Annotated in this window: 20 protein-coding genes; 7 read left to right on the top strand and 13 right to left on the bottom strand. The window is 64.2% G+C overall.

The features are described from left to right. Positions 1–53 precede the first annotated feature (53 nt). The 4 genes from ACFYTQ_RS21925 to ACFYTQ_RS21910 all read left to right on the top strand — a co-directional run bounded on the left by ACFYTQ_RS21925 (position 54) and on the right by ACFYTQ_RS21910 (position 3805). On the top strand, positions 54–767 hold the full coding sequence (locus ACFYTQ_RS21925) for an ATPase (RefSeq protein WP_387363768.1): 714 nt from the start codon (positions 54–56) through the stop codon (positions 765–767). A 134-nt stretch (positions 768–901) separates the two neighbouring features. Beyond that, on the top strand, positions 902–1588 hold the full coding sequence (locus tag ACFYTQ_RS21920; protein ID WP_387363765.1) for a PadR family transcriptional regulator: 687 nt from the start codon (positions 902–904) through the stop codon (positions 1586–1588). Positions 1589–1596: 8 nt separating this feature from the next. Next, complete coding sequence (locus ACFYTQ_RS21915; protein ID WP_387363762.1) at positions 1597–3078, top strand: DHA2 family efflux MFS transporter permease subunit; 1482 nt, start codon at positions 1597–1599, stop codon at positions 3076–3078. A gap of 181 nt (positions 3079–3259) precedes the next feature. Further along, positions 3260–3805: a hypothetical protein gene (locus ACFYTQ_RS21910; RefSeq protein WP_387363759.1), complete on the top strand. Its 546-nt coding sequence runs from the start codon at positions 3260–3262 to the stop codon at positions 3803–3805. 70 nt (positions 3806–3875) lie between these two features. Here ACFYTQ_RS21910 and ACFYTQ_RS21905 read toward each other — a convergent pair whose 3' ends face one another. Both ACFYTQ_RS21905 and ACFYTQ_RS21900 read right to left on the bottom strand, forming a co-directional pair. After that, a complete protein-coding gene (locus ACFYTQ_RS21905; RefSeq protein WP_387363756.1) occupies positions 3876–5636 on the bottom strand; it encodes an ATP-binding protein in 1761 nt (586 codons plus the stop codon). A 154-nt stretch (positions 5637–5790) separates the two neighbouring features. After that, positions 5791–7476, bottom strand: coding sequence for a molybdopterin-dependent oxidoreductase (locus ACFYTQ_RS21900; RefSeq protein WP_387363753.1), 1686 nt, complete (start codon positions 7474–7476; stop codon positions 5791–5793). Positions 7477–7626: 150 nt separating this feature from the next. On the opposite strand from ACFYTQ_RS21900, the gene ACFYTQ_RS21895 reads away from it, so the two are divergent. Together ACFYTQ_RS21895 and ACFYTQ_RS21890 are read left to right on the top strand one after the other, a co-directional pair. Further along, complete coding sequence (locus ACFYTQ_RS21895; protein ID WP_387363750.1) at positions 7627–8832, top strand: S1C family serine protease; 1206 nt, start codon at positions 7627–7629, stop codon at positions 8830–8832. A gap of 85 nt (positions 8833–8917) precedes the next feature. Beyond that, on the top strand, positions 8918–9349 hold the full coding sequence (locus tag ACFYTQ_RS21890) for a nitroreductase/quinone reductase family protein (protein ID WP_387363747.1): 432 nt from the start codon (positions 8918–8920) through the stop codon (positions 9347–9349). Here the strand turns inward: ACFYTQ_RS21890 and ACFYTQ_RS21885 are convergent. The 10 genes from ACFYTQ_RS21885 to ACFYTQ_RS21840 form a co-directional block, all read right to left on the bottom strand. Further along, positions 9306–11117, bottom strand: coding sequence for a type IV secretory system conjugative DNA transfer family protein (locus tag ACFYTQ_RS21885; protein WP_387363744.1), 1812 nt, complete (start codon positions 11115–11117; stop codon positions 9306–9308). The two genes, ACFYTQ_RS21890 and ACFYTQ_RS21885, sit on opposite strands and share 44 nt — an antisense overlap. A 289-nt stretch (positions 11118–11406) precedes the next feature. Next, complete coding sequence (locus ACFYTQ_RS21880; RefSeq protein WP_387363741.1) at positions 11407–12000, bottom strand: hypothetical protein; 594 nt, start codon at positions 11998–12000, stop codon at positions 11407–11409. 14 nt (positions 12001–12014) lie between these two features. Beyond that, complete coding sequence (gene dcd / locus ACFYTQ_RS21875; RefSeq protein ID WP_387363739.1) at positions 12015–12545, bottom strand: dCTP deaminase; 531 nt, start codon at positions 12543–12545, stop codon at positions 12015–12017. After that, a complete protein-coding gene (locus ACFYTQ_RS21870) occupies positions 12542–13081 on the bottom strand; it encodes a hypothetical protein (RefSeq protein WP_387363736.1) in 540 nt (179 codons plus the stop codon). Before ACFYTQ_RS21870 ends, dcd begins: the two co-directional genes overlap by 4 nt. Further along, complete coding sequence (locus ACFYTQ_RS21865) at positions 13078–13665, bottom strand: ATP-binding protein (RefSeq protein ID WP_387363733.1); 588 nt, start codon at positions 13663–13665, stop codon at positions 13078–13080. The genes ACFYTQ_RS21870 and ACFYTQ_RS21865 overlap by 4 nt, the downstream gene beginning before the upstream one ends. 1 nt (position 13666) lies before the next feature. Continuing rightward, positions 13667–15559 carry a hypothetical protein gene (locus ACFYTQ_RS21860; protein WP_387363730.1) on the bottom strand — a complete coding sequence of 631 codons (1893 nt, stop codon included), beginning with the start codon at positions 15557–15559 and terminating at the stop codon, positions 13667–13669. Between the two features lie 548 nt (positions 15560–16107). Then, the gene (locus ACFYTQ_RS21855; protein ID WP_387363727.1) at positions 16108–17898 is read right to left on the bottom strand and encodes an AMP-dependent synthetase/ligase; all 1791 of its coding nucleotides are present in this window, start codon (positions 17896–17898) and stop codon (positions 16108–16110) included. Between the two features lie 111 nt (positions 17899–18009). Then, positions 18010–18924, bottom strand: a complete 915-nt coding sequence (locus tag ACFYTQ_RS21850; protein ID WP_387363725.1) for an alpha/beta hydrolase — start codon at positions 18922–18924, stop codon at positions 18010–18012. Positions 18925–18942: 18 nt separating this feature from the next. Continuing rightward, entirely contained in the window at positions 18943–19773 is an 831-nt protein-coding gene (locus ACFYTQ_RS21845; protein WP_387363722.1) for an SDR family NAD(P)-dependent oxidoreductase, read from the bottom strand. After that, positions 19770–21311: a flavin-containing monooxygenase gene (locus ACFYTQ_RS21840; protein ID WP_387363719.1), complete on the bottom strand. Its 1542-nt coding sequence runs from the start codon at positions 21309–21311 to the stop codon at positions 19770–19772. Before ACFYTQ_RS21840 ends, ACFYTQ_RS21845 begins: the two co-directional genes overlap by 4 nt. Positions 21312–21379: 68 nt before the next feature. On the opposite strand from ACFYTQ_RS21840, the gene ACFYTQ_RS21835 reads away from it, so the two are divergent. Then, entirely contained in the window at positions 21380–22009 is a 630-nt protein-coding gene (locus ACFYTQ_RS21835; protein ID WP_387363716.1) for a TetR/AcrR family transcriptional regulator, read from the top strand. Positions 22010–22045: 36 nt separating this feature from the next. Here ACFYTQ_RS21835 and ACFYTQ_RS21830 read toward each other — a convergent pair whose 3' ends face one another. Then, the gene (locus ACFYTQ_RS21830; RefSeq protein WP_387363713.1) at positions 22046–22999 is read right to left on the bottom strand and encodes a glycine betaine ABC transporter substrate-binding protein; all 954 of its coding nucleotides are present in this window, start codon (positions 22997–22999) and stop codon (positions 22046–22048) included. Between the last annotated feature and the right edge of the window lie 126 nt (positions 23000–23125).

Genomic DNA, 23125 nt, shown 5'->3' with positions numbered 1-23125 from the left:
AGCGCCGGGTCCGGATTCCACGGGCCCGGCGTTCGCCGTTTCGAGGGGGAAGTGTGAGCCGATTGATCTTGCGCGGAATCGAATTCGCGCCGCGCGACGATCTCGATCCGAACGCCTGGTATCTGGACGTGCCCGCGGTGGCCGAAATGTGCGCGGACGGACTGGTTTTCGAGCGACCGGTGACAATCCTGGTGGGCGAGAACGGGATCGGGAAGTCCACGCTGGTCGAGGCGATCGCCACCGCCTGGGAGCGGGGTATGCGCGGCGCGGACGATCTCTGGTTGCCGGGCGGCACCTCCGGGGACGCGGATCTGTGGAAGCATCTGCGGATCGATGGCGTGTTCCCGCGCCCCACCAACGGCGGCTTCCTGCGCGCGGAGACCATGGTGAGCCTGTTCGAACAGGCCGACGCCCTCCGCGTGCGCGAGACCGATCCCCGCTGGAACGCGCTCTCGCACGGCCAGTCGTTTCTCCGATATGTCGCGGATCGTCCCGTGGGACAAGGGCTTTGGCTGCTCGACGAGCCCGAGGCGGCGCTGTCGTTCCAGTCCTGCCTGGCCCTGCTCGGCGTCCTGACCGATCTGGCGGCCGAGGGCTCGCAGGTCGTCATGGCCACCCACTCCCCCGTCCTGGCCGCCTGCCCCGGCGCGGAGATCATGGAACTCACCGGAGAGGGCATCGAGTACCGCGAGTGGGAGCAGCTCGACATGGTCCGCAATTGGCGCGCCTTCCTCGACGCGCCCGACCGCTACCTGCGACATCTATAGCCCGCGCGCGGCGTTGTGAGCACGATCTCGCTTGTCCGCCTCCACTTCCAAGCCGTATATTCGGCGTGGAATATTTGATGCGGATGATGTCATGCGGCCGCGCTAGGCTCGGCGGCGTAGAAGGGAGCTCGAGGATGACCAAGCAGCCGGGTGCGGAGCTGACGCCATTGGCGATGGCCGTGCTCGCGCTGCTCGAGGAGCGGCCGATGCATCCGTACGAGATGTATCAGACGCTGCTGCAACGCCGGGAGGACTACCTGATCAAGATCCGCCCCGGTTCGCTGTATCACACCGTCACGCGCCTGGCCGAACAGGGCATGGTGCAGGCCGAGGGCACCGACCGCGCGGGCAATCGCCCCGAACGCACGATCTATCGGATCGCGTCGTCCGGGACCGCCGCCCTGCGCGAGCGGATCGGAGCGATCCTCCGCTGCCCCATCCGGGAGTATCCGATCTTCCCGGTCGCCATGTCCGAGGCACACAACCTGCCCGCGGCCGAGGTGATCTCGCTGCTGACCGAGCGCATCGGCTCGCTCGAGGGCGACCTCACCGAACTCGACGCCCTGCGCGGCTGGCTGGTCGGCAAGGAGGTACCGCGCCGCTACTGGATGGTCATCGAGTACCTGCGCGGCCAGCTCGACGCCGAACTCACCTGGTTACGCCGCATTGTCGCCGAACTGGGCGACGGCACGTTGGAGTGGGAGAAATTCGACTCCGACGGCGCCCGAATCGACTCTCCCGCAAGCGGAATCGGCTCCGATTGGGGCTCGTCGGTCACCGACGACGTCCTGGCCGAGATCCGCAGAGACAGACTTCGATAGGAATCCCCATGACAACCCAACGCAATCCCTGGCTGGCGCTGTACGCGCTGGTCGTCGGATTCTTCATGATCCTGCTGGACATGACGATCGTCGCGGTCGCCAACCCGAAGATCCTCACCGATCTGCACACCGACATCAACAAGGTCATCTGGGTCACCAGCGCCTATTTGCTGACTTATGCTGTGCCGCTGCTGGTTACGGGCCGCCTCGGCGACCGCTTCGGCCCCAAGAACGTCTACCTGGTCGGCCTGACCGTGTTCACCCTCGCGTCGCTGTGGTGCGGTATGTCCGGCACCATCGAGATGCTGATCGCGGCCCGCGCGGTGCAGGGCCTCGGCGCGGCGCTCATGACCCCGCAGACGATGGCCGTCATCACCCGCACCTTCCCGCCGGACAAGCGCGGCGCGGCGATGGGTCTGTGGGGCGGCGTGGCCGGTCTGGCCACCCTGGTCGGGCCGCTGCTGGGCGGCGTCCTGGTCGACAACCTGGGCTGGAACTGGATCTTCTACATCAACGTCCCCATCGGCATCGTCGCGTTCGCGCTGGCGCTGTGGCTGGTGCCGTCGCTGGAGACCCACGAGCACAAGTTCGACCTCGTGGGCGTGGTGCTCAGCGGGGTGGGAATGTTCTTGCTGGTCTTCGGGATTCAGGAGGGCAAGACCCGCGACTGGGACGGTCTGATCTGGGCGATGATCATCGCGGGCCTCGTGGTGCTGGGCCTGTTCGTGGTCAACCAGGCGCGCAACAAGGGCGAGCCCCTGGTCCCGCTGCAACTGTTCCGCGACCGCAACTTCGCGCTGTCCAGCCTGGCCATCGCGACCATGGGCGTGGCGACGGCGTCCCTGATGGTCCCCGGGTACTTCTACCTCCAGACCGTCCGCGACTACTCCCCCACCAAGTCCGCCCTGGTCTTCGCGCCCATGGCCATCGTCACCGGCATCGCGGCCCCCCTGGTCGGCCGCATCTCCGACCGCATGCCGCCCCGGGTCATCCCCACCATCGGCTTCGCCCTGTTCTCGGTGTCGGTCTTCTGGTTCGTCTCCCTGATGACCCCCGACAGCTCCATCCCCGTCTTCCTCCTCGCCGCCGCCCTCGCCGGTTTCGCCAACGCGGGCATCTGGGGCCCCCTGGCCTCCACCGCGACCCGCAACCTCCCCATGCACCAAGCCGGCGCGGGCGCGGGCGTCTACAACACCACCCGCCAGGTCGGCTCCGTCCTCGGCAGCGCCGCCATCAGCGCCCTCCTCGCCTCCCGCATGTCCGCCCAGGGCCTCGACGGCGGCAACCAGGGCGAGGGCATGGGCATGGGCCACGTCCCACCCCAGATCCTCGACAAGATCAGCACAGCCCTGAGCGAGTCGATGTACCTGCCCGCCTTCGTCTTGATCATCGGGGCGTTGGCCTCGGCGCTGTTCGTGGGCTCGCGGGCGTCGAAGCGGGCTGAGGCCGAGAAGCGGGATGCGGCCGTTCCGGTGGATGTGGGGCACTGAGGCTGCGCCGCAAGGGGTTTCGGTGGCCCGTCTCCTTCGAGGGCGGGCCATCGCCCTCCCGGAAGTATTCGGAATCCGAATAAAGGCCCCATGCCCGGGAGGGTTACGGTGCCCACGGGTTTCACCGTACGTGTGGCGTTCGGCCCGGATAGGGTTGTCCTCGTGTGAAAGGGGGACATCTGTGAACTATCCGTACGGTCAGCCGGGGTATCCGCCGCCCGCGTATCCGCCGCAGGCGAATCATTATCCGCCGCAAGGTTTTCCGGCGTACCCGCCGCCGCCACGATCCCCGCGCAGTGCCGCGGCGATCATCAGCGGCATTCTGGCGATCCTGGTCGCCCTGATCACGGTCTTCGCCGCTGTGCAAGCCTTCGTGCTCATCTCCGACTTCGATTCGTCGGAGTTCGACTACAGCGGCGACATCCTCCAACAGCGGGTGATCGCCGGGGTCGCGATCGTCCTCGCGATGCTCTGGGTCACCGCCGCGATCCTCCTGCTCAACCGTCGCAACGGTGGCCGCACGCTGCTGAACGTCCTTGCCCCGCTGGAACTGATCGGCATGGGCGCTCTCTGCGGCCCGTTCGCGGCGACGTGGGATGCGAGGATCGCCATCCTCGCCGGGGCTGTGCTGGTCGCTCTCGTGGTCGTACTGGCTAACACCACCTCTGCCCTGAGGTGGGTGGGTATCGCTCCGGCACGGCAGCTACAGCCCTCCCGCCAGTACTGACTCGCACTACCGTTATCCCAGCACTTCGCGCTGGACGGGCAAACAGCAACAGGTATCACCCATTTATGTTTCAGGCCCGACGTGCTACCCGCCAGGTAGCGGTTCTCGAGCGTGGACGACCTACCATTTCCAAGCGCCCCTTATCACGGAGAGTCTGCAATACCGCGATAACCTGGCTCGAGGCAAGTCCGGTGCGTTTCTCGACCTCCGAGCGCGAAACCTCATCCTCTCCGACCGCGTCCAAGACCTGTTGCTGCAAGGGAGTAAGGGGAGCCGTGCTCGGCATCGGCACATTCACTACCTCTTGCTCCCCGTCAATAGTAAGCTCCGCTTGCGTCGGCCTTCCGGCCAAGTGATAAGTAGCGGTACCCCGCGTCCCTTCCTGATCGATGAGCTGCCTGTCGACCAGCTCCTTCAACTCACGACTGGCCACTCGACTGTCCTGAATCCCGGTAGCCTGACGATATGCGCTATTGGTCAGCGCCGCACCGCTGCGCAGAATGACGAGAGCGGTCATCTGGGAGCGACTCAAAGGACGGTTGTCGAGGTTTTGCAACCAGGCAAGCGCCTCTTCGTCGAGGAGAGTATGGTTGGGAAATTCGGCGGTAAAGGAAGATATACTATCCAGAAATCGAGGCGGCTCCATCCCGGCTTCCGTGAGAGCGATCCGCATCCTGGTAATACCGCTACCTCTATTTTCGCAAACCATATGACCCTCACCGTAAGGGGTGTCTTCGAGGATCTTCAACAGTGCTTTGTTGCGAGAGGAAGAAACTGTATCGACCCCGAGGTTGTCAACAGAGACCGGCCCATACAACCCGCCAGGATTTCGAATCAAAAGCCTGTCCGGATACATCTCCACCTGGACCTGCATACCCCTCGCATGTTCGGAATAGTCACGGTGCACTAGTGCATTTACCAAGGCTTCTCGGAGCACCTCTTCCGGGTACTCCCATTCATCGACACGGTATATACCGGTCACGATGCTCCGGCGCTTCATATTTCTTTTCAGCACTCGGATGCATTCATTGACCATGACCGGAATCGACCCGTCAATCGCCCTGTTTTCAGTAAAGCGCTCGCCAACCGTTCCGAGCATACCCGGCTCACCTGCCGGATACGCGACAAAGGTCAAATCGAGCTGAGGTTCGAAAGTCTGCGGATAGAGCCCGAAGACGAGAAGACCTGCCAAGGTAGGGACGACACGACCATCGTACTCTTTGACGACATTGAGCATCGTCAAAGCCCGCACGTCGTCCACTCGGCGAAAAATCTCGCCTTTGGTCTCCCTGACCCGTCTCAGAAAAGAAGACAACATCTCTTCATCGAGGTCCGCCATCGATGAAGAATGCACCAGGCTGATATCATGACGCGGTTCGGTACGGTTGGACAGAAGAACCGACACCTCGTAGTCGGTAAATTTTCGGTCGCCGTCGGACACCCGGACCCGAGATCCCGCATAAGGGCCGAGGCTCCTTCTATAGCAGGGGCGTTGGTCTCGGGGAATCGGAGGAATGTAGGCGGTGATTACAGACTTTCCATTTACGTGCACCGTGCGAATCTCCGACCGCACCGGAGGCTCCATTTCCGAGCACGCAGCGGCCAATTGAGATTCGATCTGTGCCGGATCCTCGACCCCTACGACGGTGAAGTCTCGTTTTTCGTCCACTCCCAGGATGATCCACCCGCCCTGGGCATTCGCGAGAGCGCTGATGCTCTCCCAAGTCGTATGCGGGAATCCCCGCTGGGACTTCTTGATCTCACACGTACTGTGATCCCCGCCCAGACTCCTGCACTCGCCCAGCAGGGCCTCCAACTCGGTAACGTCCATCTGCCTCCCGCCCGACATCTCGGCCTCGTACGTCTCTCTATAGACACTCTGTAGAGCCGTCTATCGTCTTCTACTATACACAGCAGCCTGTGTATAGAGCTGAGAGCCCTGTCAGCTCTACAGAGGACAGGATGCAAGGGCGCCCTCTAGTGAGTCAGCTCACATGCACCGTGATCGCCGGATAACCCGTCGCCCCGTCCGGCAGCACATCCCGGTTCTCCGCCGTCTGCGGTTGGCCGGTCTCATCGATCGACCGCGCCCGGATCTTGTGCAGGCCGGGCGTGGCGTCCCAGTCGTACGCCCATTGCCGCCAGGCATCGATGGACGGCTCGGTCGCCAGGCGCGCGGTTTCCCAAGGGCCGTCATCGATCTGGACCTCGACCCCGGTGATGCCGCGATGCTGAGCCCAGGCGACCCCGGCGATCGGAACCCGGCCCGGATGGACATCCCTGCCGTCGCGCGGCGTATCGATCCGGGTCCCCGTCTTGATCGGCCCGCGCGCCGACCATCCCCGCTTGGTCCAATACGCCTGCGCGCGATCGAATCTCGTGATCTCCAATTCGGTGACCCACTTGGTCGCCGAGACATAGCCGTACAGGCCGGGCACCACCAGCCGCGCCGGATACCCGTGCTCGACGGGTAGCGGCTCGCCGTTCATGCCGACGGCGAGCAGGGCATCGCGGCCGTCGGTCAGGGTGGCCAAGGGGCTGCCCGCGGTGAATCCGTCGAAGCTGCGGGACAGCACCATATCGGCGTCGGCGTGCGGCCCCGCCTCCGCGATCAGGTCGCGCAGCGGATAGCCGAGCCAGCGGGCGTTGCCGATCAGGTCGCCGCCCACGGGATTCGAGACACAGGTCAGGGTGACCAGCCGCTCGACGGCCTGCCGGGACGACAGATCGTCGTAGCCGAGGCGAATCTCGCGGTCCACCATGCCGTGGATGCGCAACGACCAGGTGTCGGTACTCACCTGCGGCATGAGCAACGCGGTGTCGATCCGATAGAAGTCGCTGTTCGGCGTGAGATACGGTGCGAGACCGGGGATTCGGAGATCGGCGGCCGGATCGATCGGCGGGGCGGGCGAATTCGGGACCGGTAGGCGCACCGCGGCGCGCTCGGCGGTGACATTGTTCGCCCGGGAGCCGAGGACGCGCCCCGCCACCCCCGCCGCCGCGGCGAGGGCGCCGACACCGACGATTCCCCGCACCAATTGCCGACGGCCCACGCCTCGTTCGTGGCCGGAGTCGCCAACAGCCGTCGAACCGCGGCCGACCTCGGATCGCGGCCCGGCCACGCTCGCGCCCTCAGCGGCGGCAGGCCGCAGCGCCTCGGCGTTCTCTCCCTCGAGCTGCACGGAAGAACGCGCACTCCCCCGAACAGAAGACGCGAATTCCCGTGTCCCGGAACCGGATTCATCACCCTCCCCCCGCCGAACCAGCCTCCGCAACGCGACGATCCCGCACACCGCCCCCACCACCGACGGCAACACCCAGGTCCACCCCGCCCCCGGCCGACTCACGGCCGCCCACGCCGCCACGATCCCGAACACCCCGAACAGGACCGACCCCACCGGCCGTCCAGCCCGCTCGACAACTCCCGCGATCCCCGCCACGACGAGCGCCACCGCCCCCATCGCGAGAAACAGCAGCAACTTGTCATTGGTCCCGACCGCGTCGATCACGGCCTCCCGCACCGAGGTCGGCGTGCGATCCACGACCGCCCCGCCCACCGCCGCCAGCGGCGCACTGCCCGCCCCGATAGGCACCGCGACCAGCTCCGCGACGCCCACCACCAGCGCCCCCGCCACAATCCCACAGGCCACCCGGGCCCCAGAACCGATCATGGCGCGAGCCTACGTTCCGCGACGGCCCGAGCGGCCGAACGAAAGCGGGCCGTCATGGATTCGTCAGAACCGGGCATCCCGGAATGTGCCCTCGAGCACGTTGCGTTCCCACTGGAAGAACCCAGCGAGCTCTCAGGGATCGGGCGCTTAATGGAATCAACGTTGGGCATGAGCGAGGACGTGATGAGCGTGTATCCGAATCAGAACGGTTGGCCCGCACAAGGACCGTACGCACCGCCGCCACCGCCGCAGCCGCCGCGGCGCAGGCACGGGTCGATCTTCGGCGTCGTGGCCGTGATCGTGCTGGCCATGGCCGTCGCGATCGGGCTGGTGTCGTCGCGGTTCACCATGCCCGGACCGCACTCGAGCGCCCCCTTCGCCAACGCACCGGGCAGCAGCGTCCTCGAACCGGTCGACAACAAGACGACACCCGCCGACCTGACCGACGCCGTCGACAAGGTCACGCCGGGCATCGCCCTGGTCAACACCGAACTCGGACTCCAGAACGGCGCGGGCGCGGGTACGGGAATCGTACTGACCTCGGACGGGGACGTCCTCACCAACAACCACGTCGTCCAGGGCGCGACCAAGGTCGAGGTCACCGACGTCGGCAACGGCAAGACGTACTCCGGGACGGTGACCGGATACGACCGCCAGGACGATCTGGCAGTCATCCATCTGAGCAACGCCTCGGGCCTGAAGACCGCGCCCCTGGGCGACTCCGACAAGGTCAAGGTCGGCGACGCGATCGTCGGCGTGGGCAACGCGGGCGGCACCGGAACACCCACCGCCGCCGCGGGCCGCGTGACCGCCCTGAACCAGTCCATCACCGCCAGCGACGAATCCTCCGGCGCCTCCGAACAATTGACCGGCCTCATCCAGGTCGCCGCCGACATCCAGCCCGGCGACTCCGGCGGCCCGTTGATCAACAGCGCGGGCCAGGTCATCGGCGTCGACACCGCCGCATCCCAGGGCTTCCGCATGGGCGCGGGCAATGGCGAGGGTTACGCCATCCCGATCAACAAGGCGCTGTCGGTGGCCAAACAGATCCAGGCCAAAACCGCCTCCGACCGCGTGCACATCGGCGCGACCGCCTTCCTCGGCGTGTCGGTGAGCGACACCAACGGCGGCGCACTGATCCGCAACGTCGTCCGCGGCGGCCCCGCCGATCAACTCGGCCTGGGCGCGGGCACGGTCGTCACCAAGATCGACAACTATCCCGTGGACTCGGCGACCACATTGGTCAACACGATGGACCGCTACCACCCGGGTGACACGATCACATTGACGGTGACCGACCGGACCGGGCGCACCGGGACCGTCCAGGCCAAACTCGGTCAGGGCCCGGTCGGCTAGCCAGGGAGTCGCGTTTCTCCAATCCCGAACCGACGCAACCTGGTTACTCTTGCCTGAGCGCACGAACATCGAGACAGGAGACCCCATGCCGTCGGATCGGGCATTGAAGACGATGAACATGGTCCACCGCGGCCTGCTCCGCATCAGCGGCGGCAAGCTGGGCAACACGTTCAGCGGAATGCCCTCCCTGGAACTGACGACCATCGGCAGAAAATCGGGGCGGCCACACTCGGTGATGCTCACCGCCCCCTTGGTCGAAGGCGACACCATCGTCGTCGTCGCATCCCGAGGCGGCGACCCGGTGCACCCGGCGTGGTACCTCAACCTGCGTGAGCACCCGGAGGTGGAGGTCTCGTTCCGCAGCGGCCCACGCAAACCGATGACGGCTCGGGTCGCTTCGGCCGAGGAGCGGGCCGATTTGTGGCCGAAAGTCACTGGGAAATACAAGGTTTACGCGGGGTATCAGGAGCGGACTACTCGGGAGATTCCATTGGTTCTGTTGAGCCCGAGGAAGTGAGCCCAACCAGCCCGGACGTCCCGACAAGATCTGTCGCCATTGCACGCCGCTGCGTTGCTCGATCCTCGATCGAACGGCGCACAGCCGTGGCGTATTCGCCCTCCCACCACGGCTGCGTCTTGATCAACACAGGCGGGATACCCGGCGCGAACATCACTGCCCGTGTACGGGGCAACGATCGAAGGTCGGAGACACCGAGCGTGCTGGCCGAACTGATCGTCGTCGAATAGCCAAGGCCGCTGGTGGACAGCGTGACCGATCGTATCTCCACATCGTGACTGCCGACACCATCCATCCGATCCCGGAGGAAGGGCGCCTCGTCGACACCGCCACCCAATACCTTGATCGTCGCGGCCGACCACAATTCGGCCATCCCGTTGTGCCCCCAGCAGCGGACGCCCTGTGCCCACGACTGCAACATCGTCATAAGGATGATGCCGTGCGAGCCGTAATGGCTGTACCGCTGCGGAAAGTCGCGCCAGCGAACCATGTGCGTGGCGTCATCGAGGACTGCCAGGAGTGGGGTCGGCAATCGCCCCCCGGGACACAGGGAGGCCTTCCGGACCGCCACATCGAGCACTGCCTCGATCAGTGCGCTCACCAGCGGGGCTGCCGAACCGCGACCCTCGAGGGAGAGGTTGTAGAGCGTGCCGTTGGTTTCAATGAACTCCAGTTCGTCGAATTGCCTTCGGTCACCACCCGGAGTAATCCACGCGTGCACGGCGGCGAGTGCAAGGCAACCGATCATGCGTCTGGCAGTGCGAAACACGCGGTCTCCCTGCTGGCGACCGGTGGAGTACTGAGCCGACAGGGCCGACGCGCTCCAATGATGGCGTGCGACGCGCAGCAGCTCGATCGGCTCTGTATCGAAGGGACTCAAAACCCATTCCCAGACCTGGATGATCGGACGCTCCCCCACCGCCGCGGCGAGAAAAAGCCCCTTCAGCAGGTCCTCGGCCTCGTCTTCGTAGAAGCGTTCCATTTCGTTGGCCGAATCCGACCTCGTACTGTCGGCAAAGTGTCCGGCAAGCCGGGCCGCGCGGATCTCGCAGCCCTCGTACCGAGCATCCACCCATGCCAACGGGTCCCAGAACCAATCGGGCTCTTCCTTCGCTATGCCCTCGGGATCGAAGACGAAAACTCGAGAACCCTTGGCCATCCGCACCTTTCGCGTCAGGTCCAAGACATCGCGTTTGCTCGAGGTGGCGATCACCGGTCCCGGCGCCTCCACAATGGCCGGGATCGACCGGCAGCTCGTCTTCCCCTGCCGCGGACCCCAGATGTCCAAGTGCAGATCGTCATAGGACCCGAAGAGCCGCTTACCGCCCGCGACCGCCGTGCCGATAGGGATGCCGGGTGAATCGCCGTCTCCCAGCCGAATGCCCAGTTGCTCGGCCCGAGCCCGCGACCCCGCCTCGGTGAACGGGACAATGGCCTTTCCACGGGCCATGAGACGGGCCTTCTGATCGACAGCCAGTCGTCCACGCGTAACCCACCGACGAGCCGCTGTGAACACGAGTAGAAGCAACAACAGGACCACGATCTCAACGATCAATGTCGCGGTGGCACCGTCGGGCCAGTGCAAACGACGCCGCCCGAGATCCTGGAAAGCCGTCACAGGATTGGCCGGAATGCGCTGGCGTACAGTCGATCTCGCGTTTCCCACATGTAGCGCCAAAAGTACGGCACCGGCGCCGAGGGCGAGCCAGAAGGCCGCCCGCACCACCAACGCCATTTCGAACGCTTGTTTCCGTCGCGGCTTCGCCATCGCCCCACCCCTACTCGTCACCCTGACAATACAGGTGTAGCACCGCGGAATTCGAGGTGCCTGATACGGGACCACCTACCGCCTCTGATCACCGAGAATATTCAAGCCAGACCGGGACACCTTGTGCATAGGAATCGCGATGCTTTTGACAGGGAACGAGTCGACGGCGAACCGCCTCGAACCAGAACATATTACGACTCGCCCGACATCCACTCCCTCGATGGCCGCTGCGCGCTCCATCTGGGTCAGGGCGTCTGTGATGTATGGAATGACAGACTCACGTCGGCAGTCAGAAGGCTGGATAGGACGCGACACAATCCGGTATACGAAGTGGCGGTGGGAATTTAAGATTCGGTCCGGTAACTTTTCGTTGCCCCGCATACTGCGATTGCTCGTCTTCGATGTCGACCGGCTCGGTAGCATGAAAAAATGTCAACATCCCCACCCCGTATCCGAATGGGATCTTCATCGTGAATGACGAAATATTCTTCAGCTCCAGCACGACGACCCGGTGGGCCCGGTTGTTGTTGTCGATGGTGTCAGCGGTGCAATGAACCATCAGTCCGAGCCGAGCCAGCGTACTACGGCCATCCAGCTTGCATGCCAACCCCGGGTCCACCTTGAACGCCTCGATGGTGGCGCCGAGCGCGAACTCGCCAGGTTTCAGTACCAGTGGACTTTTCACAATCGATTCACGCCGGTAAAGATCATCCGGGTCGGTTGGTGTACTGAGATCCACCACCGTCGAACGTGGCCGCAGTATCTCATCCGAAAGGTGCACCCGTATCCCGAACGGCCTGACGCTTTCGGCGTTGACCGGGGGGAGCATGGATATCAGTCCTTTGTCCAGGTATTCAATGATCGTCGGCTTCGAGAGAATCAAATCCCTTCGTCCTTTCAGGTAGTTTCGGCCGCGTAGTCGAGATGAACGAGCGATTCGACGGGACCCATCGATCCTTGATACTTCCCGGAGTAGAGCGTAACTTCACCCACGGTTTTCCAGAACGTAACCTGGCCGACGAGCATACCAGGGTAAACCTTGACAGGCTGGACCGGGTACAACTGCAGAGTCCACTGATTGTGACTACCGATATCGATGATGTCAGCGGTCACATGTACGAAAAGACCGAGTCGCGCAGTGGAGGATTTACCGCGGATGATTGGAACATAATAGTCACTTCCCATGACCTCCATGGTGTGACCGAGGTAGATCCGACCCGGAGTGAGCACCAGCCCGGCCGGTGGAATTTCAGTCGTTGTCACTTCGTTCGGACGCCGAGTATCCAGGACGTAGTCAACGTAGGTTTTCAAAACGGGGCCGAGACGAAAATCATAGCTGTTCGGATTTATCTGCTCCGGATTGAATGGACGTATGTTGATCCGCTCCGAACGGTGCTCGCGCAGTATCTCGTGACCGGTCAGGATCATTGCGCTGTCTCCACCCGAAGTAGCCCATGACTACCGCGCACGTACTCGCGGGGCCTGAGATCACTTCCGTATCGCCCTCGATATTCCCTTACTTGTCCGGTCGCCACCCAGAAACTGACCTGACCGATTCTCATACCGGCATATACTCGAATGGGCTGAACCGCCATGAGCTCCAACGTCCACGAGTGGATCGCTCCTTGGTGACCGAGGTCCGCAGAAATTTGCAAAAATAGCCCGAGTCGCCCTATCGAAGAACGGCCGATCAAGGAGGTTACAAACGTTCGACTCCCAATCTCCTCGTGAGTATGACCAAGATATATTCGACCGGGTTCCAGGACGACTCCGTCCTCAGGAATTTCAGTCTCCAGCCACTCCGTGGATGACAGCGGATCGAGCGGAGTCACCGGAGGGATCTTCAAATATCGTCCGAGTCTATAGTTGTAACTATTGGGGTTGAGCAGTGCTTCATCGAAAGGTTGGATCGTGATTTCTCCCGAGGCAACCGATCGCCGTATCGCATCGCTGGTCAATATCATATGAACAACTCCTCGAAGAGACGCTCGATTGCAACCGCCAGGTCATCGAGAGAACCGGTGTTGGCAAGGGTATGAGCTGGCGTAATCCCATCGAGCCCCTGCTCGGACCACGGTATACCACTTACACTGCTGATATCACCGCGCATACGCCGGCGGTCGGCGCAATCCTCTGGCGTTGCGAATATCTTCACCGGTACGAATTGCAGCTGTTCGAGGGCTTTCCAGTCATGATAACGCATATCATCGCACAGGATGATGTGCCTACCGCTTCGAGATCGCACTCGGGCAAGGAGAACCTGTAGACGGTCCGAGAAGTCGTCGATCAACGCTGATGGATTGATTCTTCGCATCTGCTGGCCGAGCACGGCCAGAAGCTCCGCGTCTTGGACATGAGGATCTTCCAGAGGACGTCGTGCCAAGCGGTATATCTCCGTCTGGGCATGATAGAGAGGTTCTGCCAGCGACAATCGATGAAACTCCACTTTCGCAACCTGACATCGTTGCGCGATCAGGCGACCGGTTGTCGATTTGCCCGCGCCGGAGGGACCGAACAGAGCGATCCGTACAATCATGGGAGCAGTCATCTCAGGCTCCCGCAGTTTCGGTATCGCGAGTGGAAGAAGCATCACTATCGATGGCTTCCAGCGCGGCTCGAACCGCGTTTTCCAGCTCGAGCTGTCCCGCACCACGTAGGGGCTCGCCGAAGAACGGCGGTTCGTCGAAACCGAAGGCTGATCGCCACGGTAGAGTGCTTCTCACTGTGCTCTTGTCGTCAGCGGTGAGAACGACCAACGCAAAACCAGGATCATGTTGGCGGTGTGTGCTGATCGCGAATATTTCTGCCGCGATATAGCCATCCGGCTCCTGCTTGTATCTGGCCGCATAACTCGTCGAAGCAACGATCAGAACAGCATCGGCCTCTTTCACAGCATTGACCTTTTTCTCTCGTGCTGTAGCGCCCACGCCCTGAAACCGTCCTCCGTAGAAGAAGTATCGCCGCCGCAGCGTCAGGAGGATTTGAGCAATTCGACGAACAATCTGCACATCCGGCCCCGCAAACGATATGAATAGTGCGGGCCCAACGAATCCGAGGCGGTCACGGGTATCGGTGGGAAAATCAATCACGCTGACCGGATCGTTCTCCAGCAAAATATCGTAAAGGCTTCCCGTGTGCAGCGCAGCATGAAATTCCTCCCATGCCCGACCTCGATGGGTAACCGGCAGAAATACCAAGATACTGTCTTTCATCGGACGGGTGGAGGTGGCCGACTGAAACATATCCGAATACGGACCAGCGCAATCTTCGAGTGGAACAGTGTCCTCTACGTACCGTAAACTATCATTCTTCACCCTGACCGAACCAGAGTGGTATATCGGCCGCTGCTGATCGCTGAGCGTATCGAAGAAGAGATCATCCGGCAGCTCGACGGCGCGCGGACGCTCTACATTCGTCTCATCTGGTGGAGCCACCCAAAAATGCTGATAGTCGATGTACTTACCTGTGAATATCTCGAGGGCCTTCCGCGATCTCTGATCCAGACAGCGCGCGAACTTCCCGCGAGCAAAGTCATAGAGGCGAGAATTGAGCGTCATCTCGTCCAGGTCCAGGAAGTCGTCGAAAGAGATATCCGCCCCACTGGGCCCGAAGAACTCACGTGCGCACTGGTTCTCGTCCCTGATACCACGTAACGCTGTGCGAAGAAGAAGAAGCCTGAATCTGTTGGCCGGAGACAAATACACCGACGAGTACAATCGAGCTCGGGTTACCAGTAGATTGGAGACGGGCCCCGCGTCGCTGACTACCGGTCCGGTATCGTCGTAATAGAGAATCGTGTCGATAACAGAGCTTGCTTCTCCCGAAGTTCCGTAGGTGTGGTAGGCATCTCGAAAGACGTAATCCAGGCGATCGGCATCGAGAGTTCCGTCGACCATATGACGTAAGGGACGCAAACACGAGTCAGCTTCCGCATGGGGAGAATGGCCCGTGAGTAAGTAAGCAAGAAATCCGATGTCGACGGGATCGAGTAAGTCGGCCGTCTTCTCGTCCAGAATTCCTGCCAGCGTGAAGGTCTGCTTGTTGTTCAGCTGATCTTCGCGAATTCCAGTACAAAGGGAGACATGTTGTCGCATTTCGAAAGTCGGGGTGCACACATGGCGGGTCGCCTGAGCGTAGGGCAATTCCCCGATATCCTGTAGAAGGCCAGCAAGGAGTAAGTGCTGAAAAAGCATCGCACGATCGGCATCATTATCACCGGCGAAGACACGTGGACTGATGCGCTTCAAACACTCGAGTTGTTTTCCGAATGTCTCCCCGCAGTCGACCAGCCGGTTCAGTATCTTGCGCATGATGTGCATCGTCCCGATGGCGTGAGCAAACCTCGAGTGATCCGCTGCGGAGAATGCATGGGACGCGAAATCCAACTGCTTGATTCTGCGCATCCTCGAAAGCACCGGAGAAACCAGCAGATGAGCGATCATGGGCCGCTCATCGAAGACGCAAGCGTCACGTGTGTCGATTGTGCCGTGCACAGCGTCGTAGACGTGCTGCAGTGCAGGTCCGCGTTCGGGCATTCCCCCGGGTACAACCGCCATTGCGCCCTTACCGATCTCGACTGTGCGGCCGATCGACGAGGAACTGGAGTCCTCGGATTCGACTTGTCAGGAGCCTACTCTACCCACTGCTCGACGGCGGTTCGACTTATCGAGTTCAGAATTCTTCGAATTCCGAACGTAATGGTTGGTTTCTTTTCGCGTTTATGCGGTCTGTGCGGTGTGGTCGATGACTTCGACCTCGATCGTTACCCCTACCCGGCGCGCATCGACACCGATTATATGATGAATCAAGTAATCACCGACGTCTCGCCTTGCCCTCGCAATCTTCGGGCCGGATCAGCCACTCCCTTGGCTTGAAGCCCTCGATGCGCGGCTCGAGAAGTGCTGCGGAACACGCCCAGCGTCGACTCAGCGCCAGCCCTGCAAAGCCTGAGGCCCCAACCGAATTCGGCTGGGGCCTCAGGCAAACCCGCTCAGCTGTAGATAGCCTCCACATCAGCCGCGTAATTCTTCATCACCACAGCCCGCTTCAACGACATCTTGGGCGTCAATTCCCCCGTCTCCTGCGTCCAATCCACCGGCAGGATCCGCACCTTCTTGATCTGCTCGGCATGCGACACCAGCTTGTTCGCCTGCGCCACAGCCTCGTCGATCTCGGCCACCAACTCCGGATTCGAGATCAACTTCTCGATCGGCGTATCGGCCGGAAGGTTGTGCCGTTCCTTCCACTTCGGCAGCGCCTCGGGGTCGAGGGTGATCAGGGCCGCGATGTAGGGCTGGCCGTCGCCGACCACCATCACCTGGCTGATCAGGGCGTGGGCGCGGAGGGCGTCCTCGAGCATCGCCGGGGAGACGTTCTTGCCGCCCGCGGTGACGATGATCTCCTTCTTGCGGCCGGTGATGGTGATGAAGCCCTGGTCGTCGATCGCGCCCAGGTCGCCGGACTTGAACCAGCCGTCCTCGAACGCCTCCTCGGTGGCGGTCGGGTTGTTCCAGTAGCCGCCGAAGACGACCGGGCCGCGCAGGAGCAGTTCGCCGTCGTCGGCGATCTTGGCGGCGTGGCCGGGGAGCAGCTGGCCGACCGTGCCCACGCGAATGTGGTCGGGCACGTTGACGCTGATGGCCGCGGTGGTCTCGGTGAGGCCGTAGCCCTCGTAGATCGTGACGCCCGCGCCGCGGAAGAAGTGGCCCAGGCGCGCGCCCAGCGGGCCGCCGCCGGAGACCGCGCTCTCGCAGCGGCCGCCCATCGCCTCGCGCAGCTTGCTGTACACCAAGCGGTCGAAAACCGCGTGCTTCAAACGCAATCCGAGGCCGACCGAACCCTTCTGCAGCCCTTCGCTGTACGCGATGGCGGTATCGGCGGCGATATCGAAGATCTTGCCCTTGCCGCCCTCCTGCGCCTTCTGCTTGGTGCCGTTGTAGACCTTCTCGAACACGCGCGGCACCGACAGGATGAAATCGGGCTTGTACTGGCCGAATTGGTCGACGAGCGTGGACCAGTCGGCGGTGTGGGCGACGGTGACGCCCGCGTCGAAGGCGGCCAGCGCGACGGCCCGCGCGAAGATGTGGGCCAGCGGGAGGAACAGCAGCGAGCGCTTGCCGGGCTGGAGGAATCGGCCCATCTGGCCGCGGTCGGCGGCCGACTCGGCGTACAGGTTGGCGTGCGAGAGCATGACGCCCTTGGGGCGGCCGGTGGTGCCGGAGGTGTAGATCAGCGTCGCGGGGGACGCGGCCTTCACCTGGGCGCGGCGATCGTGGACGGCCTGGTCGTCGACGTCCTTGCCGCGCGCGACGAGTTCGTCGATCGCGCCCGTGGCGATCTCCAGGGTCTCGCTCAGGTCCGCCAGGCCCGACTCGATCTCGGCGATGGTCGCGCGATGCTTGGCGTTCTCGACCACCAGCAGTTTGGTGGCGGAGTCGGCGAGGATCCAGCGCGCCTGCTCGGGCGAGGAGCTGTCGTAGATCGCGACGGTGCAGCCGCCCGCGGCCCAGACGGCGAAGTCCAGGACCACCCACTCGTAGCGGGTGGCGGCCATGATGCCGACCCGGTCGCCGAGTTCGATGCCGGACGCGATCAGTCCCTTGGCCACCGCGGTGACGGCCTTCGCGAATTCCGCGGCCGTGACGTCGGTCCACCCACCCTTGCCGTCCGGCCTGTTGAACACCACCAGGTCGGGCGTGCGCTCGGCATGCCGGAAGGCGCCGTCGCACATGTTGACGACTTCGGGAATGGTGTAGGTAGCCGGGACTTCGAACTCTCGCATCGGTGCCCTTCCACGTGGTTAACTCACCGGTAATGTACGCCAAGCCGAGACGGCGGTCACCGCCCGACCGCCCGGTTGGCGAGGCCGGGCGCCGCGACGACGCGGTTCCTTCTATCCTATTGACCGCGTTTGCGCAGGTCGAAGCGACTCATCGAGAAAGTCCGCGAGTTCGTCGACGGCCACCGCGGCCGCCGGAACCAGCGACGCCTGCAACTGGGCCACGTGCCAGAGCCCGCGGGTGATCGAGAACCGCGTGGACACCCCGGCGGCCTCCAGCGCGGCGACCAGGCGCACGCACTGATCGTGCAGGCGCTCGCTCACGTCGACCTGCACATAGGTCGGCGGCAGCCCGCGCAGGTCGCCGAGCAGCGGCGCGTAGCCGGGATCGCGGCCGTCCGTCTCGCCCCGGTAGGCCGCCGCGCACGCGGTCGACCACGGCTTGCTGGTCACCAGGTCGCGGTACCGGTCGTCGACCTCGTTGGGGTCCGACCACGGCGCGATCAAACCCAGTGCGGCAGCACGCATCCCGTGCTCGTCCCGCAGTCGCAGCGACAGCGCGAGGGACAACCCGCCCCCGGCCGAGTCGCCCGCGACCGCGATCTCGTGCGGACGCAGGCCCCGGGAGACCAGCTCCAGGAACGCCGCCTCGGCGTCGTCGAGCGCCGCGGGGAACGGATGTTCCGGCGCCAGACGGTAATCCAGCGAATACACCGGCCGCCCGAGCCGCTGCGCCAGATGCGCCACCAGCGACCGGTGCGAGGCGGGCGAGCCGACGGTGTACCCGCCGCCGTGCAGGTAGAGCACGGCCCCGGACCGGGTGGGCGCGCCGACGGTGATCAGTTCCGCCGGGCGCCCGCCCAACCGTTGCCGCTCCACCCGGGTGCCGCGCGGCAGGAACTGCAGGCGCGCGGCGGTGTCGAGCATGGCCCGCTGCAACCGCCACGGCGCGCGGTGGTGCAGCGAGTAGCGGAAGATCGGGTGCAGGACCACCCGGGCGACCGGGGACGGTAGCGAAATGCCGTACATGCGTGAGACTTTCGTCGATCAGGGCATCATGCGCCGGTTGACGATGGCGGACGCGCGCTGGTACCAGGAGCCGGTGGCGCGCACCCAGATGTCGAGCAGCTTGGCCTCCCAGCCGATCAGCACCCGGCCGTGCCCCTTGCGCACGCCCTCGGTGATGGTCTGCGCGGCCATCTCCGGGGTGTGCAGCGCGAGCTGCTTGTCGAAGAACGAGGAGAACTGCTTGGCGTCGATGCCCTCGGCGTAGGTGGCGTTGCGGGCGACGGCGGTCTTGATGCCGCCCGGATGCACACAGGTCACCCGGACCGGATGCTTACGGCCCAGCATCTCCTGGCGCAGCGATTCGGTGAAGCCGCGCACCGCGAATTTGGCGGCGTTGTAAGCGCTTTGGCCCGGAATGGCGATGAGCCCGAACAGGCTGGACACATTGATCACGTGGCCGTCGCCGGATTCGATGAGATGCGGCAGAAATGCCTTGGTGCCGTTGACGACTCCCCAGAAGTCGACGTCCATGATGCGCTCGATGTCCTTGAACTGGGAGTCGAGCACCTCGCCGTGGAAGGCGATCCCGGCGTTGTTGTAGATCTGGTGCACCACGCCGAAGTGCTTGCGCACCGCGTCGGCGTAGAGCAGCACGGCCTCGCGCTCGGCCACGTTCACCCGATCGGATTTGACCTGCGCGCCCAAAGCCTCACAGCGCCGGACGGTTTCGGCCAGGCCCTCGGTATCGATATCGGAGAGGGCGAGTTTCGCGCCGCGCCGCGCGAGATTCTCCGCCAGCGCCCGGCCGATGCCCGAACCGGCGCCGGTGATCACACAGACCTTGCCCGTGAAGTAAGCGTCGTTGCTCACTGTGCTGCCACCACTTTCACATCGGAACCCACGCGGGCCGTCTCGGTTGTCGTGTCGTAGGCCGCCACGTCGAATTTCTCGGTCAGCCTACGGAATCGGAAGGTGAAGTCGGGCCACAACGTGGTGTTGTTGCCGTGCTTGTCGAGGTACCAGCTGGCGCAGCCGCCGGTGTTCCACACGCTGCCGACCAGTTTGGCCTGCAACTCGCGATTGAACCGGTCCTGCGCGTCCTGCCGCACCTCGACCGTGCGCAGGTGCTGCCGGTCGAAGGTGGCCACCGCGTCGGCGATGTAGTTGATCTGTGATTCGATCATGTACACCATCGAGGTGTGGCCCAGGCCGACGTTCGGGCCGAGCAGGAAGAACATATTGGGGTAGTTGGCGATCGCCGCGCCCTTGTAGCCCTGCTGCCCGGTGGCGTCGAACTGCTCGGCCAGCGAGCGGCCGTCGCGCCCGACCACGGTCTCGTAGGCCGGGTTGTCGGTGACGTGGAAGCCGGTGGCCACGACGATGGCGTCGATCTCGCGCTCGGTGCCGTCGGTGGTGACGATCGAGTTCGCGCGGATCTCGCGGATGCCGTCGGTGACCACGTCGACATTGTCGCGGCCCAGCGCCGGGTAGTACTCGTTGGAGATCAGCATGCGCTTGCAGCCGATGCGGAAGTTCGGGGTGACCTTGCGGCGCAGCTCCGGATCGCGCACCTCGTAGGCGAGCTTGGCCTTGGCCAGCAGCTCGAAGGCGCGCATGGCGGGCGGGAACTTGGCCAGGCCGACGACCTGGGTCTCCCGGGCGGCGTAGATGGCCGCGCGCGAGAGCCGCTGCACGCCGGGAATGTGCTTGAACGCCAACCGTTCCGGCAGCGTGTAGGGCCGGTCCAGCCGGGGCAGCAGCCACGGCGCGGTGCGCTGGTACACGTCCAGATGCGCCACCTCGGGCGCGATGGCGGGCACGATCTGGATGGCCGAGGCGCCGGTGCCGATCACCGCGACCCGCTTGCCGCGCAGTTCGGCGTCGTGATCCCAGCGCGCGGAGTGGAAGATCTGGCCCTCGAAGGTGTTGATGCCCTTGATATCCGGGAGATTCGGCTCGCACAGCGCGCCGATGGCCGAGATCAGGATGTCGGTGGTGAACGCGCCCCGGCTGGTCTGGACCTCCCAGCGGGCGTCGGCCTCGTTCCAGCGCGCGCTCGTCATCTCGGTGTCGAACAGGTGCTTGTCACGAACCTGATAGCGATCCGCCACGTCGCTGATGTAGCGCTGGATCTCCGGCTGCCGGGAGAACGAGCGCGTCCAGTCGGGGTTGAGCGCGAAGGAGTAGGAGTACAGATGCGAGGGCACATCGCAGGCCGCGCCCGGGTAGGTGTTGTCGCGCCAGGTGCCGCCGACGTCGCCGCCGCGCTCGATCACCAGGAAATCGTCCTGACCCTGCTGACGGAGCCGGATCGCCATGCCCAGCCCGGAGAACCCACTGCCGACGATCAGGATGTGCACGTGCCGGGCGGCGCGGTCGACATCTTTGTCTGTAACCTTGCGACTCATGTAACCGAGCCTAAGCGCTTATTGAGCAGCAGTCAACAGTATTGACTCTCGTTCAGTACGATTGTCGGGTGACCGACAGAAACTCCGGAGAACCAGCCAAGCGGGTACGTCTGAGCCCGGAAGAACGTCGTCGGCAGCTCATCGCGCTCGGCACCGAGATGCTGCGCGAGCGGGCCATCGAGGACATCTCCATCGGGGAGATCGCCGAGCAGGCCGGGATCTCGCGCGGCCTGCTGTTCCACTACTTCGCCTCCAAGCAGGAGTTCCAGCTCGCCATCCTGCGCAATGCCAACGAGGAACTGCTCGACCGGACCGCCCCCGATCCGAACCTGGGACTGTTCGACATGCTGCGCGACGCGGTCGAGCGCTACGTGGCCTACGTGAGCGCCAACCGCACCCCGTATCTGGCGATCCTGCGCGGACCCAGCAGCGCCGATCCGGAACTGGCCGCGCTCGCCGAGAGCTCGCGCGCGACGTTCGTGGACCGGATCCTGGTCAACGCGCGCCTGCTCGTCGACGATCCCGACCACCCGCGGCTGCGGCTGGCCGTGCGCGGCTGGATCGCGTTCGTAGAGGAGACGACGCTGAGTTGGCTTCGCCAGGAGACGATTTCGCGCGACCAGCTGATCGACATGCTGGTCGAGTCACTGCCCGCACTGGCCCTCAGCCCCGCCCTGACAGAGGCCCTGCGGCAGTGAGCCGGGTCGGACCCGGGCCGCTCGCGCCCGATCGGGTTACAGCGAGTGCTCGTCGAGCCAGCCCCGGGCCAGTTCGACCGCGGGGACGTGCTCATCGCGCAGGCGACGGACGAGCGTGGCGAGGTCGGCCGTGGTGAGTTCGCCCGCGACGTAGTTGAGCTTCTTGATCTGCCGGTCGCTCAGCGCGCCCTTGCGGAACACCGGCACGATGGTCTGCGCGCGGAAGGCGTGGTCCGGATCGGCGAGCAGGGTCAGCTCCTCGGCGCCCCCGGGCAGCAGGGTCGCGGGGGCGGTGAAGACCCCGGCCTGAACGTGCCCGTCGCGCAGGGCGTCTCGCAGCTGTGTATCCGAGCCGAAGACGACGTGCGCGGCGACATCGCAGTGATAGACCGCGTGCAGCGGGTCGAGCACATCCCGCCGCGGGTCGGGCGCGGGGCGCAGCGGATCGAGTTCGGAACCCGTCGCGATGCCGAGGGTCAACTCCCCGCAGCGCGGCGCCAGGTTCTCGAGGGTGGCGGCCGAATCCGCCCGGGCCAGGGCGAAACTCGGCCGCAGATCGGTGCCGTCGGCGAGATCGGAGACGGCCAGGCCCTCGGGTAGCGCGGCGTCGAGCGCCTCGGCCACGCTCGGGAGTGGTTGTCCCGCCGCGTCCTTCAGGGCCTGGTCGGGAGTGGTCTTGTCGGGCAGCCGAGCGGGCGACCCGGAATCGAGCGCGCGCAGCAGATCGCCGCTGTCGTCGCCGATCACCGTGACGGTCGCGGCGTCCAGCGCGGCCAGCGTGTCACCGCGCGTTCCGAGCCCGTCGCGGACGGCCGTGCGCGCGCCCGTGCGGGCCAGCGCGCCCGCGTAGATCTCGGCGATCATCCGCGACTGCGGGGAGTCGCCCGCGCCGACGACGATCGGGGCCGCCGACTCCGCGCCGGAACAGGAGACGGCCAGCGTCGCGGCCAGCGCGGCGATCAGCATTCGCACCGACGCGACCGAATTCATGCGGCGACACCCACTCCCGATCGGATAGAAAGAACGACTCCCGGCTGACAGTATGGACAGCCAGAAGATGGCCGTCCGGACTCGGATGGTAATCGGACCGGAAGGACAGTCTTGAAATCCACCATC

It is taken from the genome of Nocardia sp. NPDC004068 (assembly GCF_042874315.1).
Taxonomy (GTDB): Bacteria; Actinomycetota; Actinomycetes; order Mycobacteriales; family Mycobacteriaceae; genus Nocardia.
This window is presented reverse-complemented; position numbering and strand designations above follow the sequence as displayed.

Coding starts and splice junctions, on each gene's coding strand:
- ACFYTQ_RS21920 (WP_387363765.1), top strand. CDS start 902: ATGACCAAGCAGCCGGGTGCGGAGCTGACGCCATTGGCGATGGCCGTG.
- ACFYTQ_RS21915 (WP_387363762.1), top strand. CDS start 1,597: ATGACAACCCAACGCAATCCCTGGCTGGCGCTGTACGCGCTGGTCGTC.
- ACFYTQ_RS21905 (WP_387363756.1), bottom strand. CDS start 5,636: ATGGACGTTACCGAGTTGGAGGCCCTGCTGGGCGAGTGCAGGAGTCTG.
- ACFYTQ_RS21900 (WP_387363753.1), bottom strand. CDS start 7,476: ATGATCGGTTCTGGGGCCCGGGTGGCCTGTGGGATTGTGGCGGGGGCG.
- ACFYTQ_RS21895 (WP_387363750.1), top strand. CDS start 7,627: ATGGAATCAACGTTGGGCATGAGCGAGGACGTGATGAGCGTGTATCCG.
- ACFYTQ_RS21890 (WP_387363747.1), top strand. CDS start 8,918: ATGCCGTCGGATCGGGCATTGAAGACGATGAACATGGTCCACCGCGGC.
- ACFYTQ_RS21885 (WP_387363744.1), bottom strand. CDS start 11,117: ATGGCGAAGCCGCGACGGAAACAAGCGTTCGAAATGGCGTTGGTGGTG.
- dcd (WP_387363739.1), bottom strand. CDS start 12,545: ATGATCCTGACCGGTCACGAGATACTGCGCGAGCACCGTTCGGAGCGG.
- ACFYTQ_RS21870 (WP_387363736.1), bottom strand. CDS start 13,081: ATGATATTGACCAGCGATGCGATACGGCGATCGGTTGCCTCGGGAGAA.
- ACFYTQ_RS21865 (WP_387363733.1), bottom strand. CDS start 13,665: ATGACTGCTCCCATGATTGTACGGATCGCTCTGTTCGGTCCCTCCGGC.
- ACFYTQ_RS21860 (WP_387363730.1), bottom strand. CDS start 15,559: ATGATCGCTCATCTGCTGGTTTCTCCGGTGCTTTCGAGGATGCGCAGA.
- ACFYTQ_RS21855 (WP_387363727.1), bottom strand. CDS start 17,898: ATGCGAGAGTTCGAAGTCCCGGCTACCTACACCATTCCCGAAGTCGTC.
- ACFYTQ_RS21850 (WP_387363725.1), bottom strand. CDS start 18,924: ATGTACGGCATTTCGCTACCGTCCCCGGTCGCCCGGGTGGTCCTGCAC.
- ACFYTQ_RS21840 (WP_387363719.1), bottom strand. CDS start 21,311: ATGAGTCGCAAGGTTACAGACAAAGATGTCGACCGCGCCGCCCGGCAC.
- ACFYTQ_RS21830 (WP_387363713.1), bottom strand. CDS start 22,999: ATGAATTCGGTCGCGTCGGTGCGAATGCTGATCGCCGCGCTGGCCGCG.